Source organism: Actinomadura flavalba DSM 45200 (assembly GCF_000374305.1).
GTDB classification, from domain to species: Bacteria; Actinomycetota; Actinomycetes; order Streptosporangiales; family Streptosporangiaceae; genus Spirillospora; species Spirillospora flavalba.
This window is the reverse complement of record NZ_KB894093.1, coordinates 272,829-297,609: the sequence shown is the minus strand read 5'-3', so window position 1 is coordinate 297,609 and position 24,781 is coordinate 272,829. Positions and strand designations below refer to the sequence as shown.

The window sequence follows — 24,781 nt, the reverse complement described above, 5'->3', positions numbered from 1 at the left end:
CGTCAGTTCCGGTAGAAGAAGACGATGAGCTGCACGGCGCCGTCGCCCTGCCCGCCGGTCCACGCGGCGCGGTGGATCGCCTCGCGGAAGAGCCGGTTGCCCGCCGTGATGGCCTTGGCCGCGTTGCGGCCGAGCACGACGCCGCTGTTGGTGTCGCTCATCGCCCCGTAGGCGAGGAAGAACCCCACCGTCCGCCGCGCGGTCAGGTGCCGCTGGCATTCGTCCCGGCCGGTCCGGCGGCCCATCTCGGGGCCGTGGAACCAGGACGGATGTTCGCCGCGCAGCGTCTCGTCCAGCTTCCGCAGCAGGTCGGCGCGGGCGGACCGGCCGGCGAGCAGGCCGTCCGCGCGGACCGGGATCAGGAACTCGCAGAAGTCCCGGCTGAGGACGCGGGCGGTGCGCGCGGGCTCGGTCCGTTCGGCCGTGGGACGGTCCTTCGCCTTCTCGTGCGGCTGCACCGCCATCGCGATCAGGAACAGCACGAGCATCAGGTCGGCGAACAGCCAGCCCGCCAGCGTCGCGGTCCCCGGCCGCCGCACGCGCCGGTTCATCGGATCGCGCCGTCGTCGAGGCGGCGCACGTAGTCCACGAACTCGCGGCTGTCGGCGACCAGGTAGCCGAGCTGGTCGAGCGCCCGCCCGAGCTGGTCGGCCCCCGTCGCGAGCCGCGCCACCGAGTCGGCCAGCAGGGTGCTGCCCTCCTCCTGGTAGGCGCGGACGGTCGCGGCCTGGTCGCCTGCCGCCTGCCCGGCGCGCTCGACCTGCCGGACGAGCCCGGACAGTTCGCCGCGCAGTTCGCGCTGGCTCGCGGCCAGGTCGGCGTGCAGCTCGCGGAACGCCTCCAGCGTGCCCGCCGGGGCCTGGAGCGCGGCCAGCGCGCGGTCCAGGGCGGCGGCCTGCGCGGTCCACTGCCGGATGGCCTCCTCCAGCCGCTTGCCGCCCGAGTGCTCCAGCGCCTCGCGCACCTCGTCGGCGGCCGCGGCGAGCCGTTCGATCAGCGAGCCGACCGACGACTCCATCGTCTGGACGAGCATCCGCAGGTCGCGCTGGGACACGCGGTCGTCCACGGACTGGGCCAGCAGGTACGACGCGTACGCCAGGTCCTGGGCGATCTCGTCGCGCTCGGCCGCGTACCGGGGGGCGTCCAGCCTGCCCTCGAACAGCGCGACCAGGCCGGTCAGCGCGATCGCCGCGATGACGGCGCCGACGACCCACAGGGCCGTGTCCCCCAGCGGGGGGAAGTCGTGGACGCCGCGCGCGGCGCGCTCCGGGTCGAACGAACCGGCCTGCCAGCCGAGCAGGAACGACACGTCGTCGCGGTCGCTGCGCCCGTACGCCTCCAGGGCCTCGCGCAGTTTCCACCAGGTGACCAGGATCGGCAGCAGGAACGTCGCGTCGCGCAGTACGCGCAGCAGCGCGGCGGTCCGCGCGAGCGCCCGCGACGGCGGCGGGTCGGGCAGCAGCGCCTCGGCGGGATAGGCGGTGGCCAGGTCGGTGGCGGCGGGGGAGCCGGGCGTCGCGGGGTCGAGGTCGTTCGCCAGCGTGCGCAGCAGGGCGGCCGACGAACCTCGCGGGTTCTGGCGCGCCGCCGTGTCGGCGTGCCCGCCCAGGCGTGCGCTGACGGCGGACAGCGCCGCGTCGCGGTCCGGCGGTGCGGGTGCGGTCACTCGGTGTCTCCGGGGGGTGTCCGGTCGGGTCGTGTGGGGGTCGTTGTCACGGTGACGGCGGGCCCGGGTTCGGCGTCGTCCGGGGCCTGGCAGGCCCGGACGGTGGTCGCGAGCAGCAGCACGGTCAGCACCGCGATGATCAGCACGAGCACGCTCCGCCGGACCTCGGGCGGCCGGGGCAGGCGCGCCTTCCAGCCCGGCGCCTGCGCCGGTTCGCCGGAGCGCGGGACCGGCTCGAAGGAGTCCTCGCCGTCCTGCCCGGCCCCTGGTTCGGGTCCGCCTGCGTCCGCCCGCGTGTTCTCGGGCGGCAGGTTGAACAGCAGCGGCGGGATCGCGTTCTGCGGCGGAACGGGCGGAGCGGTCGGCGCCGCGACGACGGGTTCGCGCGTCCGGACGGCGGGCGCGCGCAGGACGCGGTCCGCGTGCGGGCCGGACACCCCGTGGTCGTGCATGGACAGCCGGGCGTCGGTGCACAGGATGTGGAGCATGGCGTCGGCCGACGCCAGGTCCAGCACCGCCCAGACGAACGACGCCGAGGGGACGCCGCCGAGGATCGAGCGGGCGTCGGTCTCGGTGATCCCGGCGGCGGCATCGGCCGCCCGGTCGCCCGGCGCGAAGGCGAGCCGGAGCAGGACCTCGTAGGCCGACATGCGGTCCGGAATCCGGGGATAGGACGCTTCGACCGCACTGGACAGGAAGCCGCGCCCGCGCAGGATCTCGCGGAGGTCGCCGCGTTCGGCGGCCGTGCCCGGCTCGTACGCGTGCAGCGCCCGCAGCGCGAAGTCCAGGAGGGCGGGCGGATGGACGCCCCGGTCCAGCTCGATGATCAGGTCGGCCGGCGCGACGGTCCGGACCAGCGCGACGGTCAGTCCCTGCGGCGCGTGGCGCGCGGCGGACGCGGCGGCCAGCGCGAGACGCTCGCGCGGTCCCGCCGTCAGCTCCGCCAGCGCCGTCCACAGCGGTTCGGCGGTGGCACCGGCCCCCAGCTCGCTCACCACGCCCACCGGGTCGCTGATCACGCGGCCGTATCCGAGGATCAGGACGTACCGGTACAGATCCTTGGGCGGGTCGGCTTCGGGCAGTCGCGCCAGGCGGTCGATCGTCGGCTGGAACGCGTGGTTCGCGGCGAGGTGGTCGCGGACGTCCCGGTCGCCTCCGGGGGTCGCCTGCCTGACGGCCACGTGCAGGAAGTGCAGCGCTCCGGCCAGATCGTCGTGCTCGGCCAGGAGCGCGCACCAGCCCAGGAGTTCCGCCGACGGCATCGTGGTGATGATCTCGGCGATGGTCGGGTCGGTCGTCACGTCGATTCTGGACCGGAGCGCCGTGTACACGGCGCCGTAGCGATGCGCGTCGGTGATCTCAGCCAGCCCGGCGTGCCATGTGCGGATCACCCGTTCGGCCTCGCCCGGCGCGACGTCCAGCCAGAGCGTGTCCGAGTCGGCGTCGATCCGCGCCTGAACCCACGGGAAGTCGGTGAGGTTGCGCAGGACCGCCGCCCGGCCGAGCGCGCGCCGCGTCCGCTCCAGCCGGGGCGGTTCCACGTCCCGCCAGCGGGCGAGGAGCGCGGCCAGCTCGGCGGTGTCGACCTCGGCCAGCTCCCGCTCCAGCCGGGCGGAGCCCTCGGCGCCGTCCAGGTACTCGCGGGCGGCGGCGTCGGCGGTGCCGTCGAGGATCTGGCGCAGGTGCGCGAGCATCGTGAAGCGCCGCTGGTGCTCGTGCTCGATCCACGCGAGCAGGGTGGAGCGATCGCGGGCGGGCCGTGCGGGCCGGGTCAGCGACCCGGCGGGCATCGCGGCGAGCAGACCGGCGGCGCGCTCCACCTCGGGGGCGGCACCGGCCGCGCCCAGGTGCGTGCGGCCCCGGCGGTTCTCCCGGACGTCGGAGACCACCAGCCGCACCCGGGTCTCACGCGCCGTGGGACCGGCCCCCCACAGGAAGGTCCACGGGTCGTCGCCCGCGGCACCGTCGACGCGTTCGATGAGCGCCTCCAGCAGGCCGCCGTCGACGCTGCCGGGTTCACCGGCGTACGCCTCGTTCGGGTTGGCCAGTACGCACGCCAGCAGACCCGCCAGCCGCGCGGTGTCGACGGGCGCGCTCGGCGCGGGACGCCGCGCGGCGAGGTCGCCCGCGTGCAGCCCGGCCAGTTCCGGGCCGCGTCCGGCCAGGCTCTGCGGGGTGACCCAGCCGGGCCAGTCGTGCAGGCGCAGGGCGAGCTGCGGCGATACCGCCGCCGACGGTCCCACCAGCGCGTGGACGAGCTGGGTGGCGCGGCCGTTGGCGTCCTGGGCCGGGGTGAGCCGCAGGACCGCGCCGTGGTCGCCGCGCGCCCCGAACCGCAGGGCGCCGAACGCGACGCACTCGGGCGCCTTGTCGAGCCACTGACCGACGGCGATGTCCCCTCCGTGCAGCCAGCCGCTCCAGACGCGCAGATCGTCGGACGGCAGCGAGGTCGCGACCGGGCCCAGGCCGCTGCCGCCCAGGAGCAGGCGGTCCGACCAGGCGAACACGATCTGGTCCACGCGATCGGTGGCCGTGCCGACGGTCATGACGCGTCTCCGGCGGTGCCGAGCAGGGCGCGGGGTATGACGCCGTGCATGGCCAGCAGCGACAGCAGCGGCCGGAGCACGCGCTGCCGCTGGTAGGACGCCTCGGCGTACTCGCCGTCGTGGGCGTTCCCGCCGGTGGCCGACGCGAAGTGCAGGGTCACGTCCTGGAACTTGCGGACCGGCGCGAGCCACGAGCCCGCCTGCCGCCGCCCGAGGAAGGCGAAGACGTCCTCGGACTCCTGCTCGACCGTGGCCAGGTCCATGTCGTCCTTGCGGGTGATCCAGCGGTCCACCTCGGGGAACACGCGCAGCGTGTCGGACTTGGCGACGACCAGGGCCGCGACCATCGGCAGGAACGGCCGCCCGGCGACGCCCCGGATGTGGTCGATCTGGCTGAGCACGGCGGTGAAGCCCGGGTCGCCGGGTTGGCGGCCGGGCTTGACGTCGATCTCCGAGCCGTCCGCGACGAAGATCAGCGCGTCGGCGATGCCCATGAACGGCGTCTGGTCGCGGACCGTGGCGCGGGTGAAGATCTCTCCCGCGACGTCGAAGATCAGCAGGGCGTACTTGCGGCCGTCGTCGTGGCTGCTGACGCGGTAGGCGCACGCGAAGCGGAGTTCCGGACGGGCCCGCGTGGCGGGCAGGACCTTGTGGTCGCGCAGCAGGCCGAGCCGGTTCTGCTCGAACAGCTCCTGCTGGAGCTGGGGATTCAGCGGGAGCACGTCCAGGTTCTGCGGCAGCAGCGTCGTCTGGAGCAGTTCCTCCATCATCGCCGCGACCAGATGGGACTTGCCCGCGCCGGACTTGCCGACGACCCCCACGATCAGCGTCGTCATCTCGCCCAGTGAGGCGGGCAGGAAATGCGGCTCGCCGGTGGCCTGGCAGACGCGCCAGGCGTTCACGGTGCGGTTCCGCCAGCGGTAGGGGTTCTCGTCGGGCTCCGGACGCAGCGGGACCTCCGTGCCGTCGGGCAGCCGGTCCACCAGCGGGGCGCGGTTCCAGTCGAAATGCGACAGGCAGTACGGGCACGTCATCGTCTTGGGGTCCGGCCCGTCGGGCGGACCGGGCTCGAACCGTTCCCGCGCCGGCGGCGGCTCGGGCAGCGGCAGCGGCTGCGGCGGCGTGGTCCATGCCGGGGCCGGAGCCTCCGGTTCGGCGGCGGGCTCGGTCGGCCACGCCGGTTCGGCGTCGTCGTGCGCCGCCGTCCCGCCGCCGACGGGCGGCAGCGGGACGGCGCGCTTGGGCGGCGTGGGCCGGGGCGGCATCTTCGGCTCCCGGGGGGAATCAGCCATGTTCACCTCAGCAGAAGGGCGGCGGCGAGCAGCGCCAGCACGACGATGAGCCCGGTCAGCACGGGCACGGGGACGGACCGCCCGCTCCGCGGCGGCATGGGCCGGGGCGGTGTCCGCTCTCCGGCGGGCGCCGTCTGCGCCGTGGCGGCGGCGGGCGTCGCGACGGCGTCGCGGGCCTCCCGCTGGCGGCGGCGCAGCTCGCGGAACGCGGCGCGGTGGACGGCGTCGTCGCGGTGCTCGGCCGTGGCCGCGCGCGGCGCCGTGCCGGGGCCGGACGGTCGCGCGTCCGGCCGCGCCGGAGGTTGCGCGGGACGGCTGCGCCGCAGTTCCGCCGCGACCTCGTGCGCCGGGATCGACTGGCCGGGTTCGGCGTGGAAGGCCGGTTCGAGCGCCCGTGCCAGCCCCGGATCGACGCGTTCCAGGTCGGCCAGCATCGCCGCGGGCGGCTTCCCGCCGCCCTGGCCGGTGGCGAGCCGGTGGACCAGGCGCGCGGCGGCGAGGACGTCGGGCGCCGGGTCGACCGGCAGGCCGGTGGGCGTGGACAGCGCGGAGCCCTGCAACGGCTCGGCCCGGCCGTTCGGCTGGACGTGCCCGAGTTCCTGCATCTCGATGTTGAGCCCGTCGAACGACACTCCGGCGGCGGAGACCGCGCAGTGCCGGAAGCCGAGCCGGTCCAGGACGTCCAGGGCGTCGAACAGGTCGCGCGCGACCAGGTTGAGCCGTGGCGGCACCAGCACGAGGTCGGGCGAGCGGTCGATGGGCGCGCCGCGCCGGGTGACGAGCAGGCAGGACGGGCCGCGCGCGCTCTGGAACCCGAGCAGCCGCCCGAAGCCCGGGCGGCCCTCGCCGAGCCGGTCGTACACCTCCGCCTCGCGCCGCAGGACGCGGGCGCCCTCGGGGGTCAGGGCGGTCTTGAGCAGGCAGTCGCGCCCCTCGACGCGTCCGTGCCGGTAGGAGAACAGGTCGTTCCCGTACGCGTCCCCGGCGCCGTCGAACTGCAACGCGACGGTGCCGGATCGGCTGAACGTCCGCTGCAATACGAGATTTTCTTCCACTGGCGCTCCCGGCCACGTGCTTCGCGCATGAATGCTGGGAGCCATCCTTGCGGCTTTGCGCCCGGTCTGTTCGACTTGCCGCCGCTATCGCGGCGGCCGGAATCGGCCGCGTAGGTGATTGGATTTCGTCCACGACAAGGAGAATTGCCGGTTTAGTAGTTATATGCGGCTTTCTTAGCGCGGGGTGATCGTGATGTCGCCGCTGCCGGTCTTGGCGGTGACGGTGTGGGCGGCGGAGTCCTTGCGGGTGACCTTGACGTCGATCGAGCCGGACCCGGCCTCGGTGGCGACGCGGTACGGCCGGTCGCCGGGGAGCCCGACGCGGACGTCGCCGCTGCCCGCCTCGACGTCGAGCGCGGCCGGGGGCGCGGTGAACACCAGGTCGACGTCGCCGCTGCCCGCCCGCGCCCGGTAGGGGCCGGTGCCGCCGGTGAGGTTCCGGCCCGTGACGGTCCCGCTGCCGGTGCGCAGCGTGGCCGCGCCGCGCAGGTCGCCGACCCGGACGTCGCCCGATCCGGCCCGGGCGTCCACCGGGCCGGTCAGGCCGGTGAGCCGCACGTCGCCGCTGCCCGCCCGGACCCGCACGGCGAGCGCGCGCGGGACCTCGACGCGGTAGTTCACCTCGCAGGTGTTCACCCCGATCGAGAACCCCGACGGGCACGAGTGCCGCAGCCGCAGCACGCCGCCGGACACCTCGCGGCGCGTCGTCGGGCGGCGCCGCTCGGAGAACCGCAGCCGCTCGGTGACCTTGACGGCCCGCACGTCGGCGGCGACGACGTCCACGTGCCCGGAGCCGGTCTCGGCGTCCAGCCGGGTCAGCGGCTGGGTGAACTCGTAGGTGCGGCTCTCCTCGGCGCGGGTGGCGCCGAAGCTGACGCCGCAGCCGGTGAGCGGGAGGGCCAGGACGGCGGCCAGCGCCGCCGCGGTCGTCGGGCGCATCAGGTCGCCTTCACGTGGATGCCACCGTTGTCGGTGGAGAGCTGGATCTTGCGCGCCGAAGAACCGTCACGGCGCAGCGCGCGGTCGATGTGCCGCCCGCCGGTGTCGGTGGAGACGCGCAGCGCGTACGCGGCGTCGGCGGGGACGGCGAGGTGGATCGAGCCGGAGTCGGTGTTCGCGGTGACCGCGTCGGGCGGCTCGGGCAGCGTGAGGCGCACGCCGCCGTTGTCGGTGCGCGCGGTCACGCGCTTGGCCCGCAGCGAGTCCGCGTTGATCGACCCCGACTGGGTGCGCAGGTCGGCGCGGTCGGCCCGGCCGCTGACGCGCACGCCGCCGTTGTCGGTGCTGATCTTCAGGTCGCGGGTGTCCAGCGCGTCGGCGGTGACGCCGCCGGAGTCGGTGTGCAGGTCGAGGGCGCCCGCCCGGCCGGAGACGCGGACGCGGCCGTTGTCGGTGCGGGCCGTCAGCGAGGCGGCCGACAGGTTCTCGGCGGTGATCGAGCCGCTGCCGGTGACGAGGCGCACGGCGCCGGACAGCCCGCTCGCCGTGACGGAGCCCTCGTCGGTCTCGACGGTGACGGCCAGGCCGCGCGGCACGCTGATCCGGTACGTGACGCCGCAACCGCTGCCGATGACCACGACGGGCGCGCACGACGAGGTGAGCCGCAGCGTCCCGTTCTCCACGGTGTGCCGCGGCTCGGGCTTGTTGCGGCCGTTCGTCCAGGTCTCCCGCTCGCGGACCGACACCTCCCTCGCGTCGGTCCCGACGAGTTCCACCCGTCCCTTGGCCTTCACCCGCAGTGCCTGCGACACCTCCGCCACCCGGTACGTGCGCTCACTGTGCCGCGTCTTCCCGACGTCGATCGCGCCGCACCCGCCGAGCACGACCGTCCCGGCGACTGCGGCGGCCACCGCCGCGGCCCCTCTGCGCCTGTTCACCTGGTTCTCCCGCCACGTTCGATCGTCCCCGTGCACGCTCCACCCTGCCGCGCGGCGCGGGGCGCCTGCCAGGTGGCGGACCAGCGTCCTCGGGGTGGGGCTAACCCCACCTCAGCGGTCGCCGCCCGGGCGCCACAGGACGTCGCCGTGGTCGGCGTTGGCGGCGCGGCAGAGGATGAACAGCAGGTCGGACAGGCGGTTGAGGTAGCGGGCGGTGAGCGGGTTGACGCCGCCCTCGGTGCCGTCGCCGTGGGCCTCCAGCGCCGACCAGGTGGTGCGCTCGGCGCGGCGGGTGACGGTGCGGGCGACGTGCAGCAGCGCCGCGCCGGGGGAGCCGCCGGGGAGGATGAAGCTGCGCAGCGGCGGCAGCGCCTCGTTGTGCTCGTCGCAGGCGGCCTCCAGGCGCTCGACGTAGGAGGCGTCCACGCGCAGCGGCGGGTACTCGGGGTCCGGGACGACGGGCGCGCACAGGTCGGCGCCGACGTCGAACAGGTCGTTCTGCACGGTGCCGAGCAGTGCGGCGATCTCCGCCGGGAGCGCGCCGAGCGCCAGCGCGGCGCCGATCGCGGCGTTGGCCTCCTCGACGTCGGCGTAGGCGGCGAGGCGCGGGTCGGTCTTGGAGGTGCGGGACGCGTCGCCGAGCGCGGTCGTGCCGTCGTCGCCGGTTCGGGTGTAGATCCGGGACAGGACGACCGGGTTCTCCCTGTTCTTGGCCATGTTCGCAGCCTAGCCTCCGTGGGTCCGCGAACCCTGTTCGGTAAGGTTCCGGGTACTTCGTCGAGGTTTCGGAGGCGGACCGTGTACGACCACATCATCGTGGGTGCGGGAAGCGCGGGCTGCGTGCTCGCCTCCCGCCTGACCGAGGACCCCTCCACCAGGGTGCTGCTGCTGGAGGCGGGGCCGCCCGACGACGCCGCCGAGATCCACATTCCGGCCGCCGTCGCGTCGCTGATCCGCGGGCCCTACGACTGGAACCACTCCACGGTGCCGCAGGAGAACGCCGACGGGCGCAGCGTCTACTGGCCGCGCGGCCGGACGCTCGGCGGCAGCTCTTCCACCAACGCGATGATCTACATCCGGGGAGCCCGGCACGACTACGACACCTGGCGCGACGCCCACGGCTGCGAGGGCTGGGGCTACGCCGACCTGCTGCCCTACTTCCGCCGCGCCGAGGACCAGCAGCGCGGCGAGTCCGCCTACCACGGCGTCGGCGGGCCGCTGCGCGTCGAGGACCTGCGCTTCAAGCACCCCCTCACCCGCGCCTGGGTGCAGTCGGCGCGGGCGCACGGCCTGGCCGCCAACGACGACTTCAACGGCGCCGAGCAGGACGGCGTCGGCTTCTACCAGGTGACGCACAAGCGCGGGAAGCGCTGGTCGACCGCGTCGGCGTACCTGCGGCCCGCGCTGGAGCGGCCGAACCTGACCGTCGTCACCGACGCCCTCGCCACCGGCGTGATCATCGAGTCGGGGCGGGCCGTCGGCGTCCGCTACGAGGCGCGCGGCCTGCCCGTCGAGGCGCGCGCCGAGGGCGAGGTGATCCTGGCTGGCGGGGCGGTGAACAGCCCGCAGCTCCTCATGCTGTCGGGCGTCGGGCCCGCCGCCCACCTCGCCGCGCACGGCATCGACGTCGTCGTCGACTCCCCGGTCGGGCAGGGTCTCCAGGACCACCCGTACGTCAACGTCATGGCCGCCACGCCCCGGACCAAGAACCTGTGGGAGATGGCGGGCGTGCGCTCGCTCGGCGTCTACCAGGCGCTCGGGCGCGGACCGTTCGCGTCCAACGTCGCCGAGGCGGGCGGGTTCGTCCGGACCTCGCCCGACCTGCCCGCCCCCGACCTCCAGTACCACGTGCTGCCCACGGGGTTCCTCAAGCAGGGGCTCGTCGAGCCGACGCAGCGCCTGCTGTCGGTGCTCGTGACGGCCGTCGACATCGCGAGCCGGGGGGCGCTGACGCTGCGGTCGGCCAGCCCGTACGCCAAGCCGCTCATCGACCCGAACTACCTGGGCGAGAAGTCCGACCTGGACATCCTCGTCGCGGGCGTCCGGCAGACCCGGGAGATCCTCGCGGCCGGGCCGCTCGCGCGGCTCGTCGCGGGCGAGTTCGCGCCCGGTGAGCAGGCCGCCGACGACGCCGCGCTGCACGCGTTCGTCCGGCGCGAGGTGGCCACCCTGTTCCACCCGACGAGCACGTGCGCGATGGGCGGCGACGGCTCGGTCTGCGACCCGGAGCTGCGGGTGCGCGGCGTGGACGGCCTGCGCGTCGTGGACGCCTCGGTCATGCCCGCGGTGCCGCGCGGCAACACCAACGCCCCGACGATCGCCATCGCCGAACGCGCCGCCGACCTGATCCGGGGCCGCACCGCCCTCCCGGCGATCACGCTGGCCTGAGACGCGAAAGCGCCCCCGTCCCGGGAGGACGGGGGCGCCGGCAGCCACAGGGCGCCGGATCGGGCCGGCGGCTCACCGCTTGGCGGCCTTGGCCTTGGCCTTGGCGGCCAGCCGGGCGGCCTTGGCCTCGGCGCGCATCCGGCGGGTGCGGTCCTTGACGATCTCCTGGGTGAACTCGGGACGGAACATGTGCGTTCTCCTTGATCCTGCCCGGCCCCTTCGGCCTGACATTCTCAAGATTCGCCCTAAGACCCACCCGCCCACATCGGGACGACGCCCTATCTACGGGCGCCGGGACGTCTTAGACGCCGCCCGCCCCGCCTAGGCACGCCTAGGCGGCGCGCTCAGCGCTTGTACCGGCGGCCGTGCAGCAGGTTGACGAGCTGGAGGACGCGCGCCATCTCCTTCTCGGTGCGCTCGAACGACGTCAGGTTCAGCGGCAGCGCGAACCGCTGGCGGGTGATCGCCTTGGGCCGGGTGAACTCGCGCAGCCCGTCCGCGCCGTGGATGCGGCCGAAGCCCGACTCGCCCACGCCGCCGAACGGCAGCGCGGCGACCATCGCGAACGCGGCGAACGCGTTGATCGACGTCATGCCGGACCGGATGCGGCGGGCGGCGTCCATCGCGCGGGAGCGGTCGCCGGAGAACACCGTGCCGGCCAGCCCGTAGGAGGTGGCGTTGGCGCGCTCGATCGCCTCGTCCAGGTCGCGGACGCGGTGCACGGTGATCGTCGGGCCGAACGTCTCCTCGCAGACGGCCGCCGACGACTCGGGCACGTCGGTCAGCACGACCGGCTCCACGTACGGCTTGCGCACCGACTCGACGCCGCCGACGACGGCGGTGCCGCCGTTGTCGAGCGCGTCCTTGATGTGCCGTTCGATGATGTCGAGCTGCCCCGGCATCGTGATGGGGCCGTAGGCGGCCTCGCGGTCGAAGCCGGGCCGCAGGTCGCGGGCCTTCTCGGTGAGCTTGGCCAGGAACGCGTCGTAGGACTCGTCCACGACGTAGATGCGCTCGACGCCGATGCACGTCTGGCCCGCGTTGGACATCGCGCCCCACAGCGCCGAGTCGGCGGCGGCGTCCAGGTTCGCGCCCGCGTCGACGATCGCGACGTCCTTGCCGCCGCACTCGGCGATGAGCGGCGTGAGGTTCTGCGCGCAGGCCGCCATGACCTTCTTCGCGGTCGGGCCGGACCCGGTGAACGCGATCTTGTCGACGTCCGGGGACGAGGCGAGCGCCGCGCCGGTCGCGCCGAGGCCGGTGACGGTCTGGAGGACGGGGTGCTCGGGCACGACCGCGTCCACGATCTCGGCGAGGAAGACGCCGACGCCCGGGGTGAACTCCGACGGCTTGAACACCACGGTGTTCCCGGCGGCGAGCGCGTAGGCGATGGAGCCCATCGGGGTGAAGATCGGGTAGTTCCACGGGCCGATGACGCCGACGACGCCGAGCGGCTGGTACTCCAGGACGGCCTTCTGGTTGAGCGACATGATGCCCGGGTAGACGCTGCGCGGGCCGAGGACCTTGCGCGCGTGCCGGGCGGCCCAGTCCAGGTGCTCGATCGCCATGATCGTTTCGAGCTGGGCGTCCTGGAGGGTCTTGCCGGTCTCCTCGTGGATGAGCTCGGCCATCCGGTTGAGGTTGCGGGTGAGGGAGCCCTTGATGTTGAGCAGCCGGACCCGGCGCTCCTTCCAGCTCAGGCCGCGCCACCACCCGGCGGCCTCGCGGGCGCGGGTGAGCGCCTTGGCGACGGCGTCCGCGCCGAGCACGGGATGCTCGGCGACGACCTCGCCGGTGGCGGGGTTCAACGACGTGAAGCTGGTGGGGCTCTCGGCGGTCACGGTCATGGGACCCTCCCCGGAGTAAGTGAGTACTTGCACAAGATACCGGCTAGTAAGGGCACTGTACGCCCGTTATTAGGGGCTTTGTCAGCAGCCGAGTGCTCAAGTCTCCGGAAAAACCTGCTCACTCCTCCCAGAAACGGAAGAGCGCGTGCCCGACCCGGACCGACAGCTCGCTCAGCCCGAGCGCGTTCGCGACCCCGTACGTCAGCCCGAAGAACGCCTCGTTCAGCGGCGGGATCAGCCACAGCGCCACGATCAGCGCGAAGAACGCGTAACCGCCGTAGTCACCGACCGCCTGGACGAACCGCCGGGGCAGATACGGCTCGATGATCCCGAAACCGTCCAGGCCGGGGATCGGCAGCAGGTTGAGCAGCGCCGCCGTCACCTGGAGGAACCCCAGGAACGCGATCCCCGCCCAGAACAGCGCGTGCTCCTGCGACGCGAAGTTCTTGAAGATGACGCCCAGCATGATCGCGAACAGCACGTTCGACAGCGGCCCCGCCGCCGACACCAGGCTGTGCCGCAGCCGCCCCCGGATCGCGCCCCGGTCGAGCCAGACCGCGCCGCCCGGCAGCCCGATGCCGCCGAGCAGGATGAACAGCACCGGGATCGCGAAACTGAGGATCGTGTCGGCGTACTTGAACGGGTTGAGCGTCAGGTAACCGCGCACCGCGACGCTGTGGTCGCCCGACCGGAAGGCCAGGTAGGCGTGCGCGAACTCGTGCACGCACAGTGTCACGATCCACGCCGCGAGGACGAAGCCCAGCAGCGCCACCCGCGCCTGCGTCTCGATGATCAGGCCGTAGCGCCAGCACATCAGCCCGAGCAGCACGGTGATCGCCACGAGCGCGAGGAAGACCGGGCTCGGCGCGATCGCCGAACGACCCCGCCTCTCGTGCACCACACCCATGGACGCGCCCCTCGTCTCTGCCCCTCGACGGCCTGCCCCGACGCTACCGGAACCCGCGGACGGGCCCGACCTGCGTCAGCGCCCGGTGATCACCGGGACCACGTAGGTGCGCAGGAACGCGCGCTCGGCGTCGGCGCCGCGCGCCCGGTCCAGGACGATCAGCGAGGTGATCATGCGGAACAGGAACTCGACCGTGCCCTCCACCGCGATGTCGGGACGCAGCATCCCGCGCGCCTGCGCCAGCGCGAAGTACGGCCGCACGTACTCCGAGCAGACCCGCAGCACCTCCTCGGACGCGCCCGCCACCGCCGCCTGCATGTGCCCGGCCGCCTCCGGCACCAGGAACCGGGAGATCGTCGGATCGGCGCGGACGAACGCGACCGCGTCCAGCACGCCCTCCACGATCGCGTCCGGCACCGACGGCTCGGTGCTCAGCCGCTCCGACAGCGCGTCCAGGAAGCGGTGCAGGTCGCGCAGCACGACGGCGAGGATCAGCTCGTCCCGGCCGCCGGTCACCGCCCGGTAGACGGTCGCGCGCGACAGGCCCGCCGCCGCCGCGATGTCCTCCACGGTCGTCTTGGCGACCCCGAACCGGGTGAAGCACTCCTGCGCGGCGTCGATGATCCGCGCCCGCGTGGCGTCGGCCGTCGTGGGAGGCATGACCGAAGCGTACGACGCCTCAGAACAGCCGGTCCTCCGCGTTGTCGATGCCGCGCAGCGCGTCGTAGTCGAGGGTGACGCAGTCGATGCCGCGATCGACGGCCAGGACGCGCGCCTGCGGCTTGATCTCCTGCGCCGCGAACACGCCCCGCACCGGCGCCAGCAGCGGATCGCGGTTGAGCAGTTCGAGGTAGCGGGTGAGCTGCTCGACGCCGTCGATCTCGCCGCGCCGCTTGATCTCGACGGCGACCGTCGTGCTGGTGCTGTCGCGGCAGAGGATGTCGACCGGGCCGATCGCCGTCGGGTACTCGCGGCGGATGAGCTGGTAGCCGGTGCCGAGCGTGGTGATGTGCTCGGCCAGCAGTTCCTGGAGGTGCGCCTCCACACCGTCCTTCTGGAGGCCCGGGTCGAGGCCGAGTTCGTGGCTGGAGTCGTGCAGGACCTCGTGGATCGTGAGGATCAGCCGTTCGCCCGACTTGCCGTGCGTGACCGTCCAGCGGGCGGTCGCGCCGGACTCGTCGTCGGTGAGCGGTTCCTCCCGCAGCGAGCAGGGCGGGTTCATCCAGTTCAGCGGCTTGTAGGCGCGGTCGTCGGCGTGGATGCTGACGCTGCCGTCGGCCTTGATCAGGACGAGCCGCAGGGCGAGGGGCAGATGGGCGGTGAGCTTGCCGGCGTAGTCCACGGCGCAGCGGGTGATGACGAGACGCACGTCGACCGAGCTTAGTGAGCCTCCGGCGCCCGCGTGCCCGTCCCGGCACAATGCCCGTCATGACCGATCTCGTCATCCGTCCCGCGACCCTGGACGACGGCACCGCGCTCGCCGGCCTGGACCGGCGCACCTGGTCGCCCGTCAGCGCCGTGCTGCCCCGCCCCGAGGAGGGTTCGGCGTTCTTCGACGCCGGGCACTCGCCGGACGACGTCATCGTCGCCGTGCTCGGCGGCGCCGTCGTCGGCTACATCCGGATCGTCCCCGCCTACCGCGACCTGGCGTCGGGGGCGCACGTCCGGGCCGTCCAGGGCCTGGCCGTGGACGAGTCCGCGCGCGGGCGCGGCGTCGCCCGCGCGCTCGTCGAGGCGGCCTGCGAGCGGGCGGCGGCCGAGGGGGCGCGGCGGCTTACGCTGCGGGTCCTCGGCGGCAACACCCCGGCACGACGGCTGTACGAGTCGGCCGGCTTCACCGTCGAGGGCGTCTTCCCCGGCGAGTTCCTCCTGGACGGCGTCTACACCGACGACGTCGCCATGGGACGGACCCTCCGTCAGGACGGTCTGTCAACCCCTGGAATTTCGCCCGGTTCCTGATCTAGCGTCTAGGCGTGGGTGCTCGATCACGACGTGTGAGAGGAAGCTCCGATGTCCCTTGACGTTTCTCCCGACCTCCTCCGGAAGGCCCAGCAGGGCGAGGTGGACGACGCCGCGTTCGTCGAGTGCGTGCGCGAGTCCCTGCCGTACGCCTGGGAGATGATCAGCGGCCTCGTGGCCCGGCTCCAGGTGGACGGCGGCGAGTTCGCCGACAACCTCACCCCGCCCCCGGACGAGGCCGCGCGCGGCCAGCTCCTGCGCGTCCTGGCCAGCGACGCCATGCGCGGCGCGCTGGAACGCTACTTCGGCATGAAGCTCGCCTTCCAGAACTGCCACCGCGTCGCGGTCTTCCCCACGTCCGAGTCCGACACCTACCGCCGCTTCGTCACGGCGCGCGAGCAGATCCTCAACCAGTCGCCGGAACTCCGCGACTGCTGACCCTGACCGGAACGCGGCCCCTCCGGGGGCCGCGTTCCGCGTTCTCACACCCGGACGACCTCGATGCCCGCCTCGGTGAACGGGCGGACGGCCTCGTCCGGAACGGCGGTGCTCGTGACGAGGACGTCGATCGACGACGGGTCGCAGATGCGGGCGAAGGCGCGGTGGCCGACCTTGGAGGCGTCGGCGGCGACGATGACGCGGTCGGCGCGGTCGGCCATGCGGCGGTTGACGTCGGCCTCGTCCTCGTCGTCGCAGGTCGCGCCGTGCTCGACGGTCACGCCCGCGACGCCGATGACGGCGACGTCCAGGCTGACCTGGTCGAACAGCGCGTTGGCGAGCGGCCCGGTCAGCTCGTAGGACTGCGGGCGCGGCACCCCTCCGGTCAGCACGATCTTGATGTGCGGGCGGACGGCGAGTTCGCTGCCGATGTTGAGCGCGTTGGTGACGATCGTGATGGACGGGCGCCCGTCGCGGGCGTGCAGGTCGGCGCGGGTGGCGACGGCGCGGGCGACCTCGGTCGTCGTCGTGCCGCCGTTGAGGCCGAGGACGGCGCCGGGCCGGGCGGCCAGGTCGGCGGCGGCGGACGCGATGCGCCGCTTCTCCGGGACGTCGCGGGCGCTCTTGTACCGCAGCGGCAGGTCGTAGCTGACGCTGTGCGCGACGGCGCCGCCGCGGGTACGGGTCAGCATGCGCTGCTCGGCGAGCCGGTCGAAGTCGCGGCGGATCGTCGCCGCGGACACCCGCATGCGCGCGGCGGCGTCGTCGACCGAGAGCCGTCCGGCGTCCGCGAGCAGGGCGAGCAGCGCGTTCCAGCGCTCGGGACGGGTCACACGGCGCAGTCTAGCGACGACGCGACATTGCGCGTGAATGATCGGTTCTGTTAGATAGCGCGTGATAACGAGCATGAATGAACGTAGAGGACATATGGGCGGGCACACCGAGACCGAGATCGCCGACCAGCCGACCTGCTGGCGCCGGGCCGCCGCCGAGGACACCTCGGCGCTGCCGCGCCCGGGGGAGCGGGTCGCGGTGCTGGGCTGCGGAACGTCCTGGTTCATGGCGCAGGCGTACGCCGCGCTCCGCGAGACCGCCGGGCAGGGCGAGACGGACGCGTTCACCGCGTCCGAGGCCCCGCTGCACCGCGCCTACGACCGCGTGCTCGTCCTCACCCGTTCGGGCACGACCACCGAGATCCTCGACGCGCTCGCCGCGCTGCGCGGACGCGTCCCGACCGTGGCGATCACGGCGGACGCGGCCTCGCCCGTCCGCGACGCGGCCGACGACGTCGTCGTGCTCGGCTACGCCGACGAACGCTCGGTCGTCCAGACCCGCTACGCGACCACGCAGCTCGTCCTGCTCCGCGCCCACCTCGGCGAGGACGTCACCGCCGCGATCGACGACGCCCGCCGCGCCCTGGACGCGCCCACGCCCGCGCCCGCCGGGCAGTACACGTTCCTCGGCCAGGGCTGGACGACCGGGCTGGCGCACGAGGCCGCGCTGAAGATGCGCGAGGCGGCGGGCGCGTGGACCGAGTCCTATCCCGCGACCGAGTACCGGCACGGGCCGATCAGCATCGCCGCGCCCGGCCGCGTCGTGTGGTCGTTCGGGCCGCCGCCCGCCGGGCTGGCCGAGCAGGTCGCCGCCGCCGGGGCCACCCTGGTCGCCGGGACGCTCGACCCGCTCGCCGAACTCGTCCGCGTCCAGCGGCACGCGGTGGAGCTGGCCCGCGCGGCCGGGCTCGACCCCGACGCGCCCCGCAACCTCACCCGGTCGGTGATCCTCGATGCCTGAAACGCTGGCGAACGCCCGCCTCGTCCTCCCCGACGGCGAGGTGCACGGCTGGCTCCGGGTGCACGACGGCCGGATCACCGACCTCGGCCCCGGCGCCGCGCCCGATCGCGGCGACGACCTGGGCGGGGCGCTGGTCGTGCCCGGGTTCGTCGATCTGCACGTGCACGGCGGGGCCGGGGCCTCGTTCCAGGACGCGGACGCCGCGCGGGCCGTCGCGTTCCACCGGGCGCACGGCACGACGACGATGCTGGCGAGCCTCGTCACCGCCGCGCCGGACGACCTGCTCCGCGCCACCGGCGCCCTCGCCGATCTCGCCGCCGACGACCTCATCGCCGGAATCCACCTCGAAGGCCCCTATCTCGCCGAGGCGCGCTGCGGCGCGCACGACCCGGCCCTGCTGCGCGCGCCCGACCCGGCCGAGTTCGACCGGTTGTCCGCCGCCGCGCGCGGCGCGCTGCGCATGATCACCATCGCGCCGGAACTGCCCGGCGCGCTCGCGCTGATCAAAACGGCCGCCGGGGCGGGCGTCCTCGCGGCCGTCGGGCACACCGACGCGTCCGGCGCGGTCTGCCGCGAGGCGTTCGACGCGGGCGCCCGCGTCGCCACCCACCTGTTCAACGCGATGCGCCCGCTGCACCACCGCGAGGGCGGGCCGATCACCGCCGCGCTCACCGACCCGCGCGTCACCGTCGAGCTGATCAACGACGGCGTGCACGTCGCGCCCGACGTCGTCCGGCTGGCGTTCGACGCCGCCGGGGCCGACCGCGTCGCGCTCATCACCGACGCGATGGGCGCCGCCGGGATGGGCGACGGCCGCTACCGGCTCGGCGCGCTGGACGTCGAGGTCCGCGCCGGGCGCGCGACGCTCGCCGGGGGGACGTCCATCGCGGGCAGCACCATCACGATGGCCGACGCGTTCCGCCGCACCGTCCTCGACGTCGGCCTCCCGCCCGCCCAGGCCGCGCGGGCCGCGTCGCTGACGCCCGCGCGCGCCCTCGGCCTCGCCGGCCGGATCGGCTCCCTCGAACCCGCGAAGCGCGCCGACCTCGTCGTGCTCACCGACGACCTCGCGGTGGCGCGGGTGATGCGGAACGGCCGCTGGCTGTGATCCTCACCGTGACGCTCAACGCCGCGCTGGACGTCACGTACACGCTCCCGCGCGTCGCGTGGGGCGAGGTGAACCGCGTGGCGTCGGTGGCCGAGCGGGCCGGGGGCAAGGGCGTCAACGCGGCGCGGGTCGCGGCGTCGCTGGGGAGCGCGGTGCTGGTCACCGGATTCGCCGGGGGAGCGACCGGCGGGCGCATCCGCGCCGACCTCGACGCCGCCGGGCTGCCGCACGACTTCGTCCCGGTCCGGGGTGAATCACGGCGGACGATGACGGTCGTGGACGGCACGGCGACCGTCTTCAACGAACCGGGCCCGGTGGTGACCGGCGCCGAATGGTCCGCCTTCACCGGCCGTTTCGCCCGCCTCGCCGCCGACGCGGAGATCGTCGTCCTCGCCGGGAGCCTCCCGCCGGGCGTCCCGCCGGACGCCCTCGCCCTCCTGACCCGCGCCACCGGCCGCCCCGTCGTCCTCGACGCGGACGGCGACGCCCTCCGCCGAGGCGTCGGCGGCCGCCCGGCGGTCGTGAAGCCGAACGCCGAGGAACTGCGCCGGGCCACGGGCGAGGCGGCGCCGCTCGACGGAGCGCGGCGGCTGCTGGACGCGGGCTGCGGCGCGGTCGTCGTCTCGCTCGGCGCGGACGGCGTGCTGGCCGTGACGCCCGAGGGGACGTGGCGGGCGGCGCCGCCCGCGCCCGTCCCGGGCAACCCGACCGGCGCCGGGGACGCCGCCGTCGCCGCGATGGCGCGGTCGCTGGCGCGCGGCGACGCGTGGCCCGAGCTGCTGCGGCACGCCGTCGCGCTCTCGGCCGCCGCCGTGGCGTCCCCCGTCGCCGGAGACGCCGACCTCGACCTGTATGCCCGCCTCCTTCCCCAGATCCGTGTGCAGGGAGACCCATGCCCCTCGTGACGACCGGCGCGCTGCTCGCCGCGCACTGGGCCGTCGGCGCCTTCAACGCCGTGCAGCTCGACCACCTCACCGCGATCATCGACGGCGCGGCGCGGGCCGGGCGGCCCGTCGTCGTGCAGATCAGCGAGAACACCGTCCGCTACCACGGCGGCGTCGCGCCGCTGCTCGCCGCCGCCGTGGCCGCCGCGAGCGCCGCACCGGTGCCGGTCGCGGTGCACCTCGACCACGTGACGTCGGCCGACCTCGTCCGCGCGGCCGTCGAGCTGGGGGCGGGGTCGGTGATGTTCGACGCGTCCACGCTGCCGTACGGGGAGAACGTCGCCGCCACCGCCGAGGTCGCGGCCTGGTGCCACGAGCGCGGCGTGTGGGTCGAGGCCGAACTGGGCGAGGTCGGCGGGAAGGACGGCGTCCACGCGCCCGGCGCGCGCACGCGGCCCGCCGAGGCCGTCGCCTACGTCGCCGCGACGGGCGTGGACGCGCTCGCCGTCGCCGTCGGCACCTCCCACGCGATGCTGACCCGCGACGCCGTCCTGGACCTCGGTCTCATCGCCGCGCTGGCGGCGGACGTGCCCGTCCCGCTCGTGCTGCACGGGTCGTCCGGCGTGCCCGACCGGCTGCTCACCGCCGCCGTCGCCGCCGGAATGCGCAAGATCAACATCGCGACGCAGCTCAACAAGGTGTTCACCGCCGCCGTCCGCGACGCGCTCGCCGCCGATCCCGCGCTCGTCGACACGCGCGGCTATCTGCGTCCCGCGCGCGCCGCCATGGCCGCCGAAGCGGCCCGCCTGCTCGGCGTGCTGGCCGACGGCGAGGACGCGCGCACGGCGCCCGGCGCGAAAGTGCGCGAGAATTGATGGCGTCCGAGGCTCCGACCAGGGAATCATGGGACCGTGGAACGCTTGCGGGGTTGGCCGGTCACCCTGACCGAGGGGCCGGTGGGGCTGCGCCCGCTGAAACACCGTGATTCGGCCGTATGGCGCGATCTTCGCGTGCGGAACGCCGACTGGCTCCGGCCCTGGGAGCCCACCAACCCCGAGACGCCGCTGTTCCGCAGCGGCCTCGGCCCCTACTTCAGCATGGTCCACACGATGCGGCGCGAGGCGCGGCAGGGGCTCGCGCTGCCCTGGGTCGTCACCTACGAAGGCCGTTTCGCCGGGCAGCTCACGATCGGCGCGATCGTGTGGGGTTCGGCGCGTTCCGCGCAGATCGGCTACTGGGTGGACCGCCAGGTCGCCGGACGCGGCGTCATCCCGATGGCCGTCGCGCTCGCCGCCGACCACTGCTTCTTCGCCGTCGGGCTGCACCGCCTGGAGGCCAACATCCGGCCCGAGAACACCGCCAGCCGACGCGTCGTGGAGAAACTCGGGTTCAGGGAAGAGGGAATTCGACGTCGGCATCTGCACATCGACGGCGCGTGGCGCGATCACATCTGCTACGCGCTGACCGTCGAGGACGTGCCGGGCGGCCTGCGGGCCCGGTGGCTCGCCGAACGCAAGCGGGCTTACCCTCGCTCGTCGTCGCCCTGACCACCCGTTCGGTTTACCGGCGAGTCCATGTAACTTTCCTGCGGTCGAGAAGACTCGGCAAACGGAGAGTAACCGAAAGATCTATCTCGCGACACACCGCCCTTTATGCTCGTCAACCTCTGACACCGGCTCGTACCGTGCGGGGCGTGACCTCGCTCCCAATGCACGTGCGCGCGCCGAAAGTCGGCCTGTCGTCTCAGTGCGCCCGGGGGCGCCTCCACCGAGGGGTGGTGAGAGCGTGAGCAGCGCCGTGCTGTACCTGGCGATCGTCGCCGTCTGGGCGATCGTCCTCGTGCCGATGTGGCTCCGGCGCGACACCGACTCCTCCGCAGTATCGCGCTTCCGGCCCCGGCGCGGGGCCGAAACCGACGAAGTCGACGCGCCGGAAATGCCGCTGGCGGCTCCCGTCCCGGCGGACGTCCCGCCCGCCCCGGAGGTCGTCGAGGAACCGCTCGACGTCCCCGTGCCCGAGCTGCGCCGCCCGGTGACCCGCGCGACCGTGATCGCCCGCCGCCGGCGCCGCACGGCGGGGCTGTCGCTGCTGTGCCTGACGTCGGTCGTCCTCACGGCGGCCGGTGTCGCGCCCTGGTGGTCGATCGCGCCGACCGTCCTCCCGCTGGCGGGCCACCTCGCGCTCCTGCGCGTCGCCGTCGGCATGGACGCCGCCCGCCACCGCGAGTACCTCGCGGCCCGCGCCCGCGCCCGCGAGGCCGCCGCCGAGGCCCGCCGCATCGCCGCCGAGGCCCCCGAAGCCGAGATCATCGAACTCGTCCGGCACGACGAGGAAGAGGTCTTCGACCAGTACGCCGCCGACCGCCGTGCCGTGGGCGAATGATTCCCGACCACCCGCGAAACCCTGCTAACCTAATCGAGTCCGCGGGGCTGTAGCGCAGTCCGGTAGCGCACCTCGTTCGCATCGAGGGGGTCAGGGGTTCAAATCCCCTCAGCTCCACCGCAGATCAAAGGGCCGGTTCTCTGAAGAGAGACCGGCCTTTTTCGTGTTCTCGCGAGAGTCCTGGTGCCGTCCGGCTCTGCGGTGGAGATCACAGGTGGGGTGGTGCTGGGGCGTTGACGGGGGTGCCTTCGTGAAACAGGATTATTTCCGTCTCTTCCTACTTGAAATGTGAAGATGGGAGTCCGCTACCCCGAGCAGGGCGGGTTCGGCGGCGTCGCCGCCGTCCCGGGCTACAACAGTGCGGAGAAGGCGGTCGCCTGGCTGGGGCCGCGCCTGGCCTCGCAGGGGTTCGTCGTCATCACCATCGCCACCAAGGGCCGCTCCGACCAGCCCACCGCGCGCGGCAAGCAGCTCCTGGCGGCGCTGGACTACCTGACCGCCAAGTCGCCCGCCGCCGTCCGGCAGCGTCTCGACCCGCAGCGCCTCGCTGTGACCGGGCACTCGATGGGCGGCGGCGGGTCGCTGTACGCCGCGTGGACGCGGCCGGGCCTCAAGGCCGCCGTCCCGCTCGCGCCCTGGCACTCGATCAAGAACTGGTCGGGCATCACCGTGCCCACCCTCGTCCAGGGCGGAACGTCGGACGACGTCGCCCCGGTCGGCACGCACGCCGAACCGATCTACCGGAGCCTCACCGGCGCCCGCGAGCGCGCGTACGCCGAGAGCGCCGGCGCCGACCACGGGACGTTCGTCCGTGAGGACCCGCTCATCGGCGCGCTGACGGTCGCCTGGCTGAAGCGGTTCGTCGACGACGACGCGCGCTACGAGCAGTTCCTCTGCCCGGCTCCCGCCGACCCGGGACTGACCGAGTACCGGCACTCCTGCCCGTCGTCCTGAACCGGGGTCTTGTGCGCGTGCCCAGCCCGGCAGCCGTTTGTTGTGACGAATGCCCACCCGGGCACCTCTCTTGTCTATATGTCATACCGATATGGTTCGGTATCTCATGGAACGAGAGGAAGACCCGTGTTTTCGGTAGGCAAGCTCCTGTCAGGTGGTCTGGTCGTCGGCTCGGTCCTGGCCCTGGCGGGCTGTGGCGGCGCGGACACCGCCGGGGGAGGCGAGGGCGCCACCGGGGCGCGGGCCACCGGCACCCTCAAGCTGGGTTCGCTGGTCGTCCCCGCGTCGCTGGCGGCGGGCAAGGCGGCCTGGGCCAACGAGGCGCCCTTCCACCAGGCCGTCTACGACACCCTGCTCCGGCAGGACCCGGACCTGAAGATCGAGCCCGGCCTGGCGACGGCGTGGTCGTACAACGCGGACAAGACCGTGCTGACGTTGAAGCTGCGCACGGGCGTGAAGTTCAGTGACGGCACGTTGTTCGACGCGGGTGTGGCCGCTCGGAACATCACCCGGTTCCGGGACGGCAGCTCCACCCTGCGCTCCTACCTGCGTGAGGTGCGTTCGGCCGAGGCGGTGGACGGCTCGACCCTGCGCATCACGCTGACCGCGCCGAACCCGGCGCTGCTCTCCTACCTGGCCGGGGTGGCCGGATTGCAGGCGAGCCCGAAGACGTTCGACGCCCCGGACGCCGACACCCGGCCGGTCGGCACGGGCCCCTACGTGCTGGACACCGCGAAGACCGTCATCGGCTCGACGTACGTGTACAAGCGGAACCCGGACTACTGGAAGCCCGCCGACCAGCACTACGCCTCCATCGCGCTCAACGTGTACCAGACCCCCACCGCGACCGTGAACGCCGTGCGCGGCGGGCAGGTCGACGGCGCTCCGGTCCCGGACGCGAGCGTGCAGCAGCAGGTCAAGGCGGCCGGGTTCGAGGTCAAGACCTCGGAGATCAACTTCCTCGGCCTGCTGCTGTTCGACCGCGCGGGCAAGATCACGCCCGCGCTCAAGGACGTCCGGGTCCGGCAGGCGATCAACCACGCGATGGACCGCCCGACGCTGGTGAAGGCCATCGGCAAGGGGCTCGGCACCCCGACCACGCAGATCTTCAAGGTCATCGACAAGGACTCCTACGACCCGGCGCTGGACGACCGGTACCCCTACGACCCCGCCAAGGCCCGGCAACTGCTCACGGACGCCGGCCACGCGAACGGGTTCACGCTGACGATCCCGCAGGTGCCGAGCGTGAGCACGGTGCTGTACGACCTGACCAAGCAGCAGCTCGGCGCGGTGGGCATCACCGTGAAGTACGTGAACGAGCCGCAGAACAGCTTTCTCGGGAACGTCGCCAAGGCGAAGTACTCGGTGGTGGCCGGCCTTCCGCTCCAGGCGGACCCGACGGCCTGGCACGTCGCCAACTTCAAGCTGCTGCCGCACGCCACCTGGAACCCGTTCCGCACCGAGGACGCGACCGTCGCCGCGCTCTCCCGCAAGATCCAGACCGGCTCGCCCGCCGAGGCGGCGGCGGCCGGGAAGGAGTTGAACGCGTACATCGTCGAGCAGGCGTGGTTCGCGCCCTGGTACCGGCCGCACATGGGCTTCGCCGTGGACCGGAACACCACCGCCGTACCGCAGCAGAACAACGCCTACCCGTACCTGTGGAACATCACCCCCAGGCCCTGAC

At 73.7% G+C, this 24,781-nt stretch carries 24 protein-coding genes and 1 tRNA gene; 12 read left to right on the top strand and 13 right to left on the bottom strand.

From position 1 onward, the window contains the following. Positions 1–2: 2 nt before the first annotated feature. The 8 genes from C229_RS0101355 to C229_RS0101320 all read right to left on the bottom strand — a co-directional run bounded on the left by C229_RS0101355 (position 3) and on the right by C229_RS0101320 (position 9,153). Entirely contained in the window at positions 3–551 is a 549-nt protein-coding gene (locus C229_RS0101355; RefSeq protein WP_018653281.1) for a hypothetical protein, read from the bottom strand. Next, on the bottom strand, positions 548–1,666 hold the full coding sequence (locus C229_RS0101350; protein ID WP_018653280.1) for a hypothetical protein: 1,119 nt from the start codon (positions 1,664–1,666) through the stop codon (positions 548–550). Before C229_RS0101350 ends, C229_RS0101355 begins: the two co-directional genes overlap by 4 nt. Then, positions 1,663–4,212 carry a hypothetical protein gene (locus tag C229_RS0101345; RefSeq protein ID WP_018653279.1) on the bottom strand — a complete coding sequence of 850 codons (2,550 nt, stop codon included), beginning with the start codon at positions 4,210–4,212 and terminating at the stop codon, positions 1,663–1,665. The genes C229_RS0101350 and C229_RS0101345 overlap by 4 nt, the downstream gene beginning before the upstream one ends. Next, positions 4,209–5,504, bottom strand: coding sequence for an ATP-binding protein (locus tag C229_RS0101340; RefSeq protein WP_155884531.1), 1,296 nt, complete (start codon positions 5,502–5,504; stop codon positions 4,209–4,211). Before C229_RS0101340 ends, C229_RS0101345 begins: the two co-directional genes overlap by 4 nt. Before the next feature lie 2 nt (positions 5,505–5,506). Further along, positions 5,507–6,541: a hypothetical protein gene (locus tag C229_RS0101335; protein WP_026313352.1), complete on the bottom strand. Its 1,035-nt coding sequence runs from the start codon at positions 6,539–6,541 to the stop codon at positions 5,507–5,509. A gap of 192 nt (positions 6,542–6,733) precedes the next feature. After that, on the bottom strand, positions 6,734–7,498 hold the full coding sequence (locus C229_RS0101330; protein WP_018653278.1) for a DUF4097 family beta strand repeat-containing protein: 765 nt from the start codon (positions 7,496–7,498) through the stop codon (positions 6,734–6,736). After that, on the bottom strand, positions 7,498–8,409 hold the full coding sequence (locus tag C229_RS32470; RefSeq protein WP_018653277.1) for a DUF4097 family beta strand repeat-containing protein: 912 nt from the start codon (positions 8,407–8,409) through the stop codon (positions 7,498–7,500). The genes C229_RS0101330 and C229_RS32470 overlap by 1 nt, the downstream gene beginning before the upstream one ends. A gap of 138 nt (positions 8,410–8,547) precedes the next feature. After that, on the bottom strand, positions 8,548–9,153 hold the full coding sequence (locus tag C229_RS0101320) for a cob(I)yrinic acid a,c-diamide adenosyltransferase (protein ID WP_018653276.1): 606 nt from the start codon (positions 9,151–9,153) through the stop codon (positions 8,548–8,550). Positions 9,154–9,234: 81 nt separating this feature from the next. Between C229_RS0101320 and C229_RS0101315 the strand changes: the two genes are divergently transcribed. Further along, positions 9,235–10,824 (top strand): GMC family oxidoreductase, encoded by a 1,590-nt coding sequence (locus C229_RS0101315; protein ID WP_018653275.1) that lies wholly within the window; start codon positions 9,235–9,237, stop codon positions 10,822–10,824. Between the two features lie 344 nt (positions 10,825–11,168). Here C229_RS0101315 and C229_RS0101305 read toward each other — a convergent pair whose 3' ends face one another. From C229_RS0101305 to nucS, 4 genes are all read right to left on the bottom strand, one after another. Further along, positions 11,169–12,671, bottom strand: a complete 1,503-nt coding sequence (locus C229_RS0101305) for an aldehyde dehydrogenase family protein (RefSeq protein ID WP_018653273.1) — start codon at positions 12,669–12,671, stop codon at positions 11,169–11,171. A 118-nt stretch (positions 12,672–12,789) separates the two neighbouring features. Next, a complete protein-coding gene (locus tag C229_RS0101300) occupies positions 12,790–13,578 on the bottom strand; it encodes a site-2 protease family protein (protein ID WP_026313351.1) in 789 nt (262 codons plus the stop codon). Between the two features lie 75 nt (positions 13,579–13,653). Continuing rightward, a complete protein-coding gene (locus C229_RS0101295; RefSeq protein ID WP_018653271.1) occupies positions 13,654–14,238 on the bottom strand; it encodes a TetR/AcrR family transcriptional regulator in 585 nt (194 codons plus the stop codon). 19 nt (positions 14,239–14,257) lie between these two features. Then, complete coding sequence (nucS, locus tag C229_RS0101290) at positions 14,258–14,947, bottom strand: endonuclease NucS (RefSeq protein WP_018653270.1); 690 nt, start codon at positions 14,945–14,947, stop codon at positions 14,258–14,260. A gap of 59 nt (positions 14,948–15,006) precedes the next feature. Between nucS and C229_RS0101285 the strand changes: the two genes are divergently transcribed. Both C229_RS0101285 and C229_RS0101280 read left to right on the top strand, forming a co-directional pair. Then, a complete protein-coding gene (locus tag C229_RS0101285) occupies positions 15,007–15,537 on the top strand; it encodes a GNAT family N-acetyltransferase (RefSeq protein WP_155884530.1) in 531 nt (176 codons plus the stop codon). A 51-nt stretch (positions 15,538–15,588) separates the two neighbouring features. Next, positions 15,589–15,975 carry an SCO5389 family protein gene (locus C229_RS0101280; RefSeq protein WP_018653268.1) on the top strand — a complete coding sequence of 129 codons (387 nt, stop codon included), beginning with the start codon at positions 15,589–15,591 and terminating at the stop codon, positions 15,973–15,975. A gap of 44 nt (positions 15,976–16,019) precedes the next feature. Here the strand turns inward: C229_RS0101280 and C229_RS0101275 are convergent, their stop codons facing one another. Beyond that, complete coding sequence (locus C229_RS0101275) at positions 16,020–16,808, bottom strand: DeoR/GlpR family DNA-binding transcription regulator (RefSeq protein ID WP_018653267.1); 789 nt, start codon at positions 16,806–16,808, stop codon at positions 16,020–16,022. Positions 16,809–16,881: 73 nt separating this feature from the next. On the opposite strand from C229_RS0101275, the gene C229_RS0101270 reads away from it, so the two are divergent. From C229_RS0101270 to C229_RS0101230, 9 genes are all read left to right on the top strand, one after another. Then, positions 16,882–17,769 carry an SIS domain-containing protein gene (locus C229_RS0101270; protein WP_240487042.1) on the top strand — a complete coding sequence of 296 codons (888 nt, stop codon included), beginning with the start codon at positions 16,882–16,884 and terminating at the stop codon, positions 17,767–17,769. After that, a complete protein-coding gene (gene nagA / locus C229_RS0101265; RefSeq protein WP_018653265.1) occupies positions 17,762–18,877 on the top strand; it encodes an N-acetylglucosamine-6-phosphate deacetylase in 1,116 nt (371 codons plus the stop codon). Before C229_RS0101270 ends, nagA begins: the two co-directional genes overlap by 8 nt. An 8-nt stretch (positions 18,878–18,885) precedes the next feature. Then, a complete protein-coding gene (locus C229_RS0101260; RefSeq protein ID WP_240487041.1) occupies positions 18,886–19,782 on the top strand; it encodes a 1-phosphofructokinase family hexose kinase in 897 nt (298 codons plus the stop codon). Then, entirely contained in the window at positions 19,770–20,636 is an 867-nt protein-coding gene (locus C229_RS0101255) for a class II fructose-bisphosphate aldolase (protein ID WP_018653263.1), read from the top strand. The genes C229_RS0101260 and C229_RS0101255 overlap by 13 nt, the downstream gene beginning before the upstream one ends. Positions 20,637–20,672: 36 nt before the next feature. After that, positions 20,673–21,308 carry a GNAT family N-acetyltransferase gene (locus tag C229_RS0101250; RefSeq protein WP_081639689.1) on the top strand — a complete coding sequence of 212 codons (636 nt, stop codon included), beginning with the start codon at positions 20,673–20,675 and terminating at the stop codon, positions 21,306–21,308. A 238-nt stretch (positions 21,309–21,546) separates the two neighbouring features. Next, positions 21,547–22,143 carry a divisome protein SepX/GlpR gene (gene sepX / locus C229_RS0101245; protein ID WP_018653261.1) on the top strand — a complete coding sequence of 199 codons (597 nt, stop codon included), beginning with the start codon at positions 21,547–21,549 and terminating at the stop codon, positions 22,141–22,143. Positions 22,144–22,186: 43 nt separating this feature from the next. Further along, positions 22,187–22,260: transfer RNA gene (locus tag C229_RS0101240), tRNA-Ala, on the top strand. 177 nt (positions 22,261–22,437) lie between these two features. Further along, entirely contained in the window at positions 22,438–23,097 is a 660-nt protein-coding gene (locus C229_RS0101235; protein WP_155884529.1) for an alpha/beta hydrolase family protein, read from the top strand. A 126-nt stretch (positions 23,098–23,223) separates the two neighbouring features. Next, positions 23,224–24,780, top strand: coding sequence for an ABC transporter substrate-binding protein (locus C229_RS0101230; protein ID WP_018653259.1), 1,557 nt, complete (start codon positions 23,224–23,226; stop codon positions 24,778–24,780). Position 24,781: the final 1 nt, after the last annotated feature.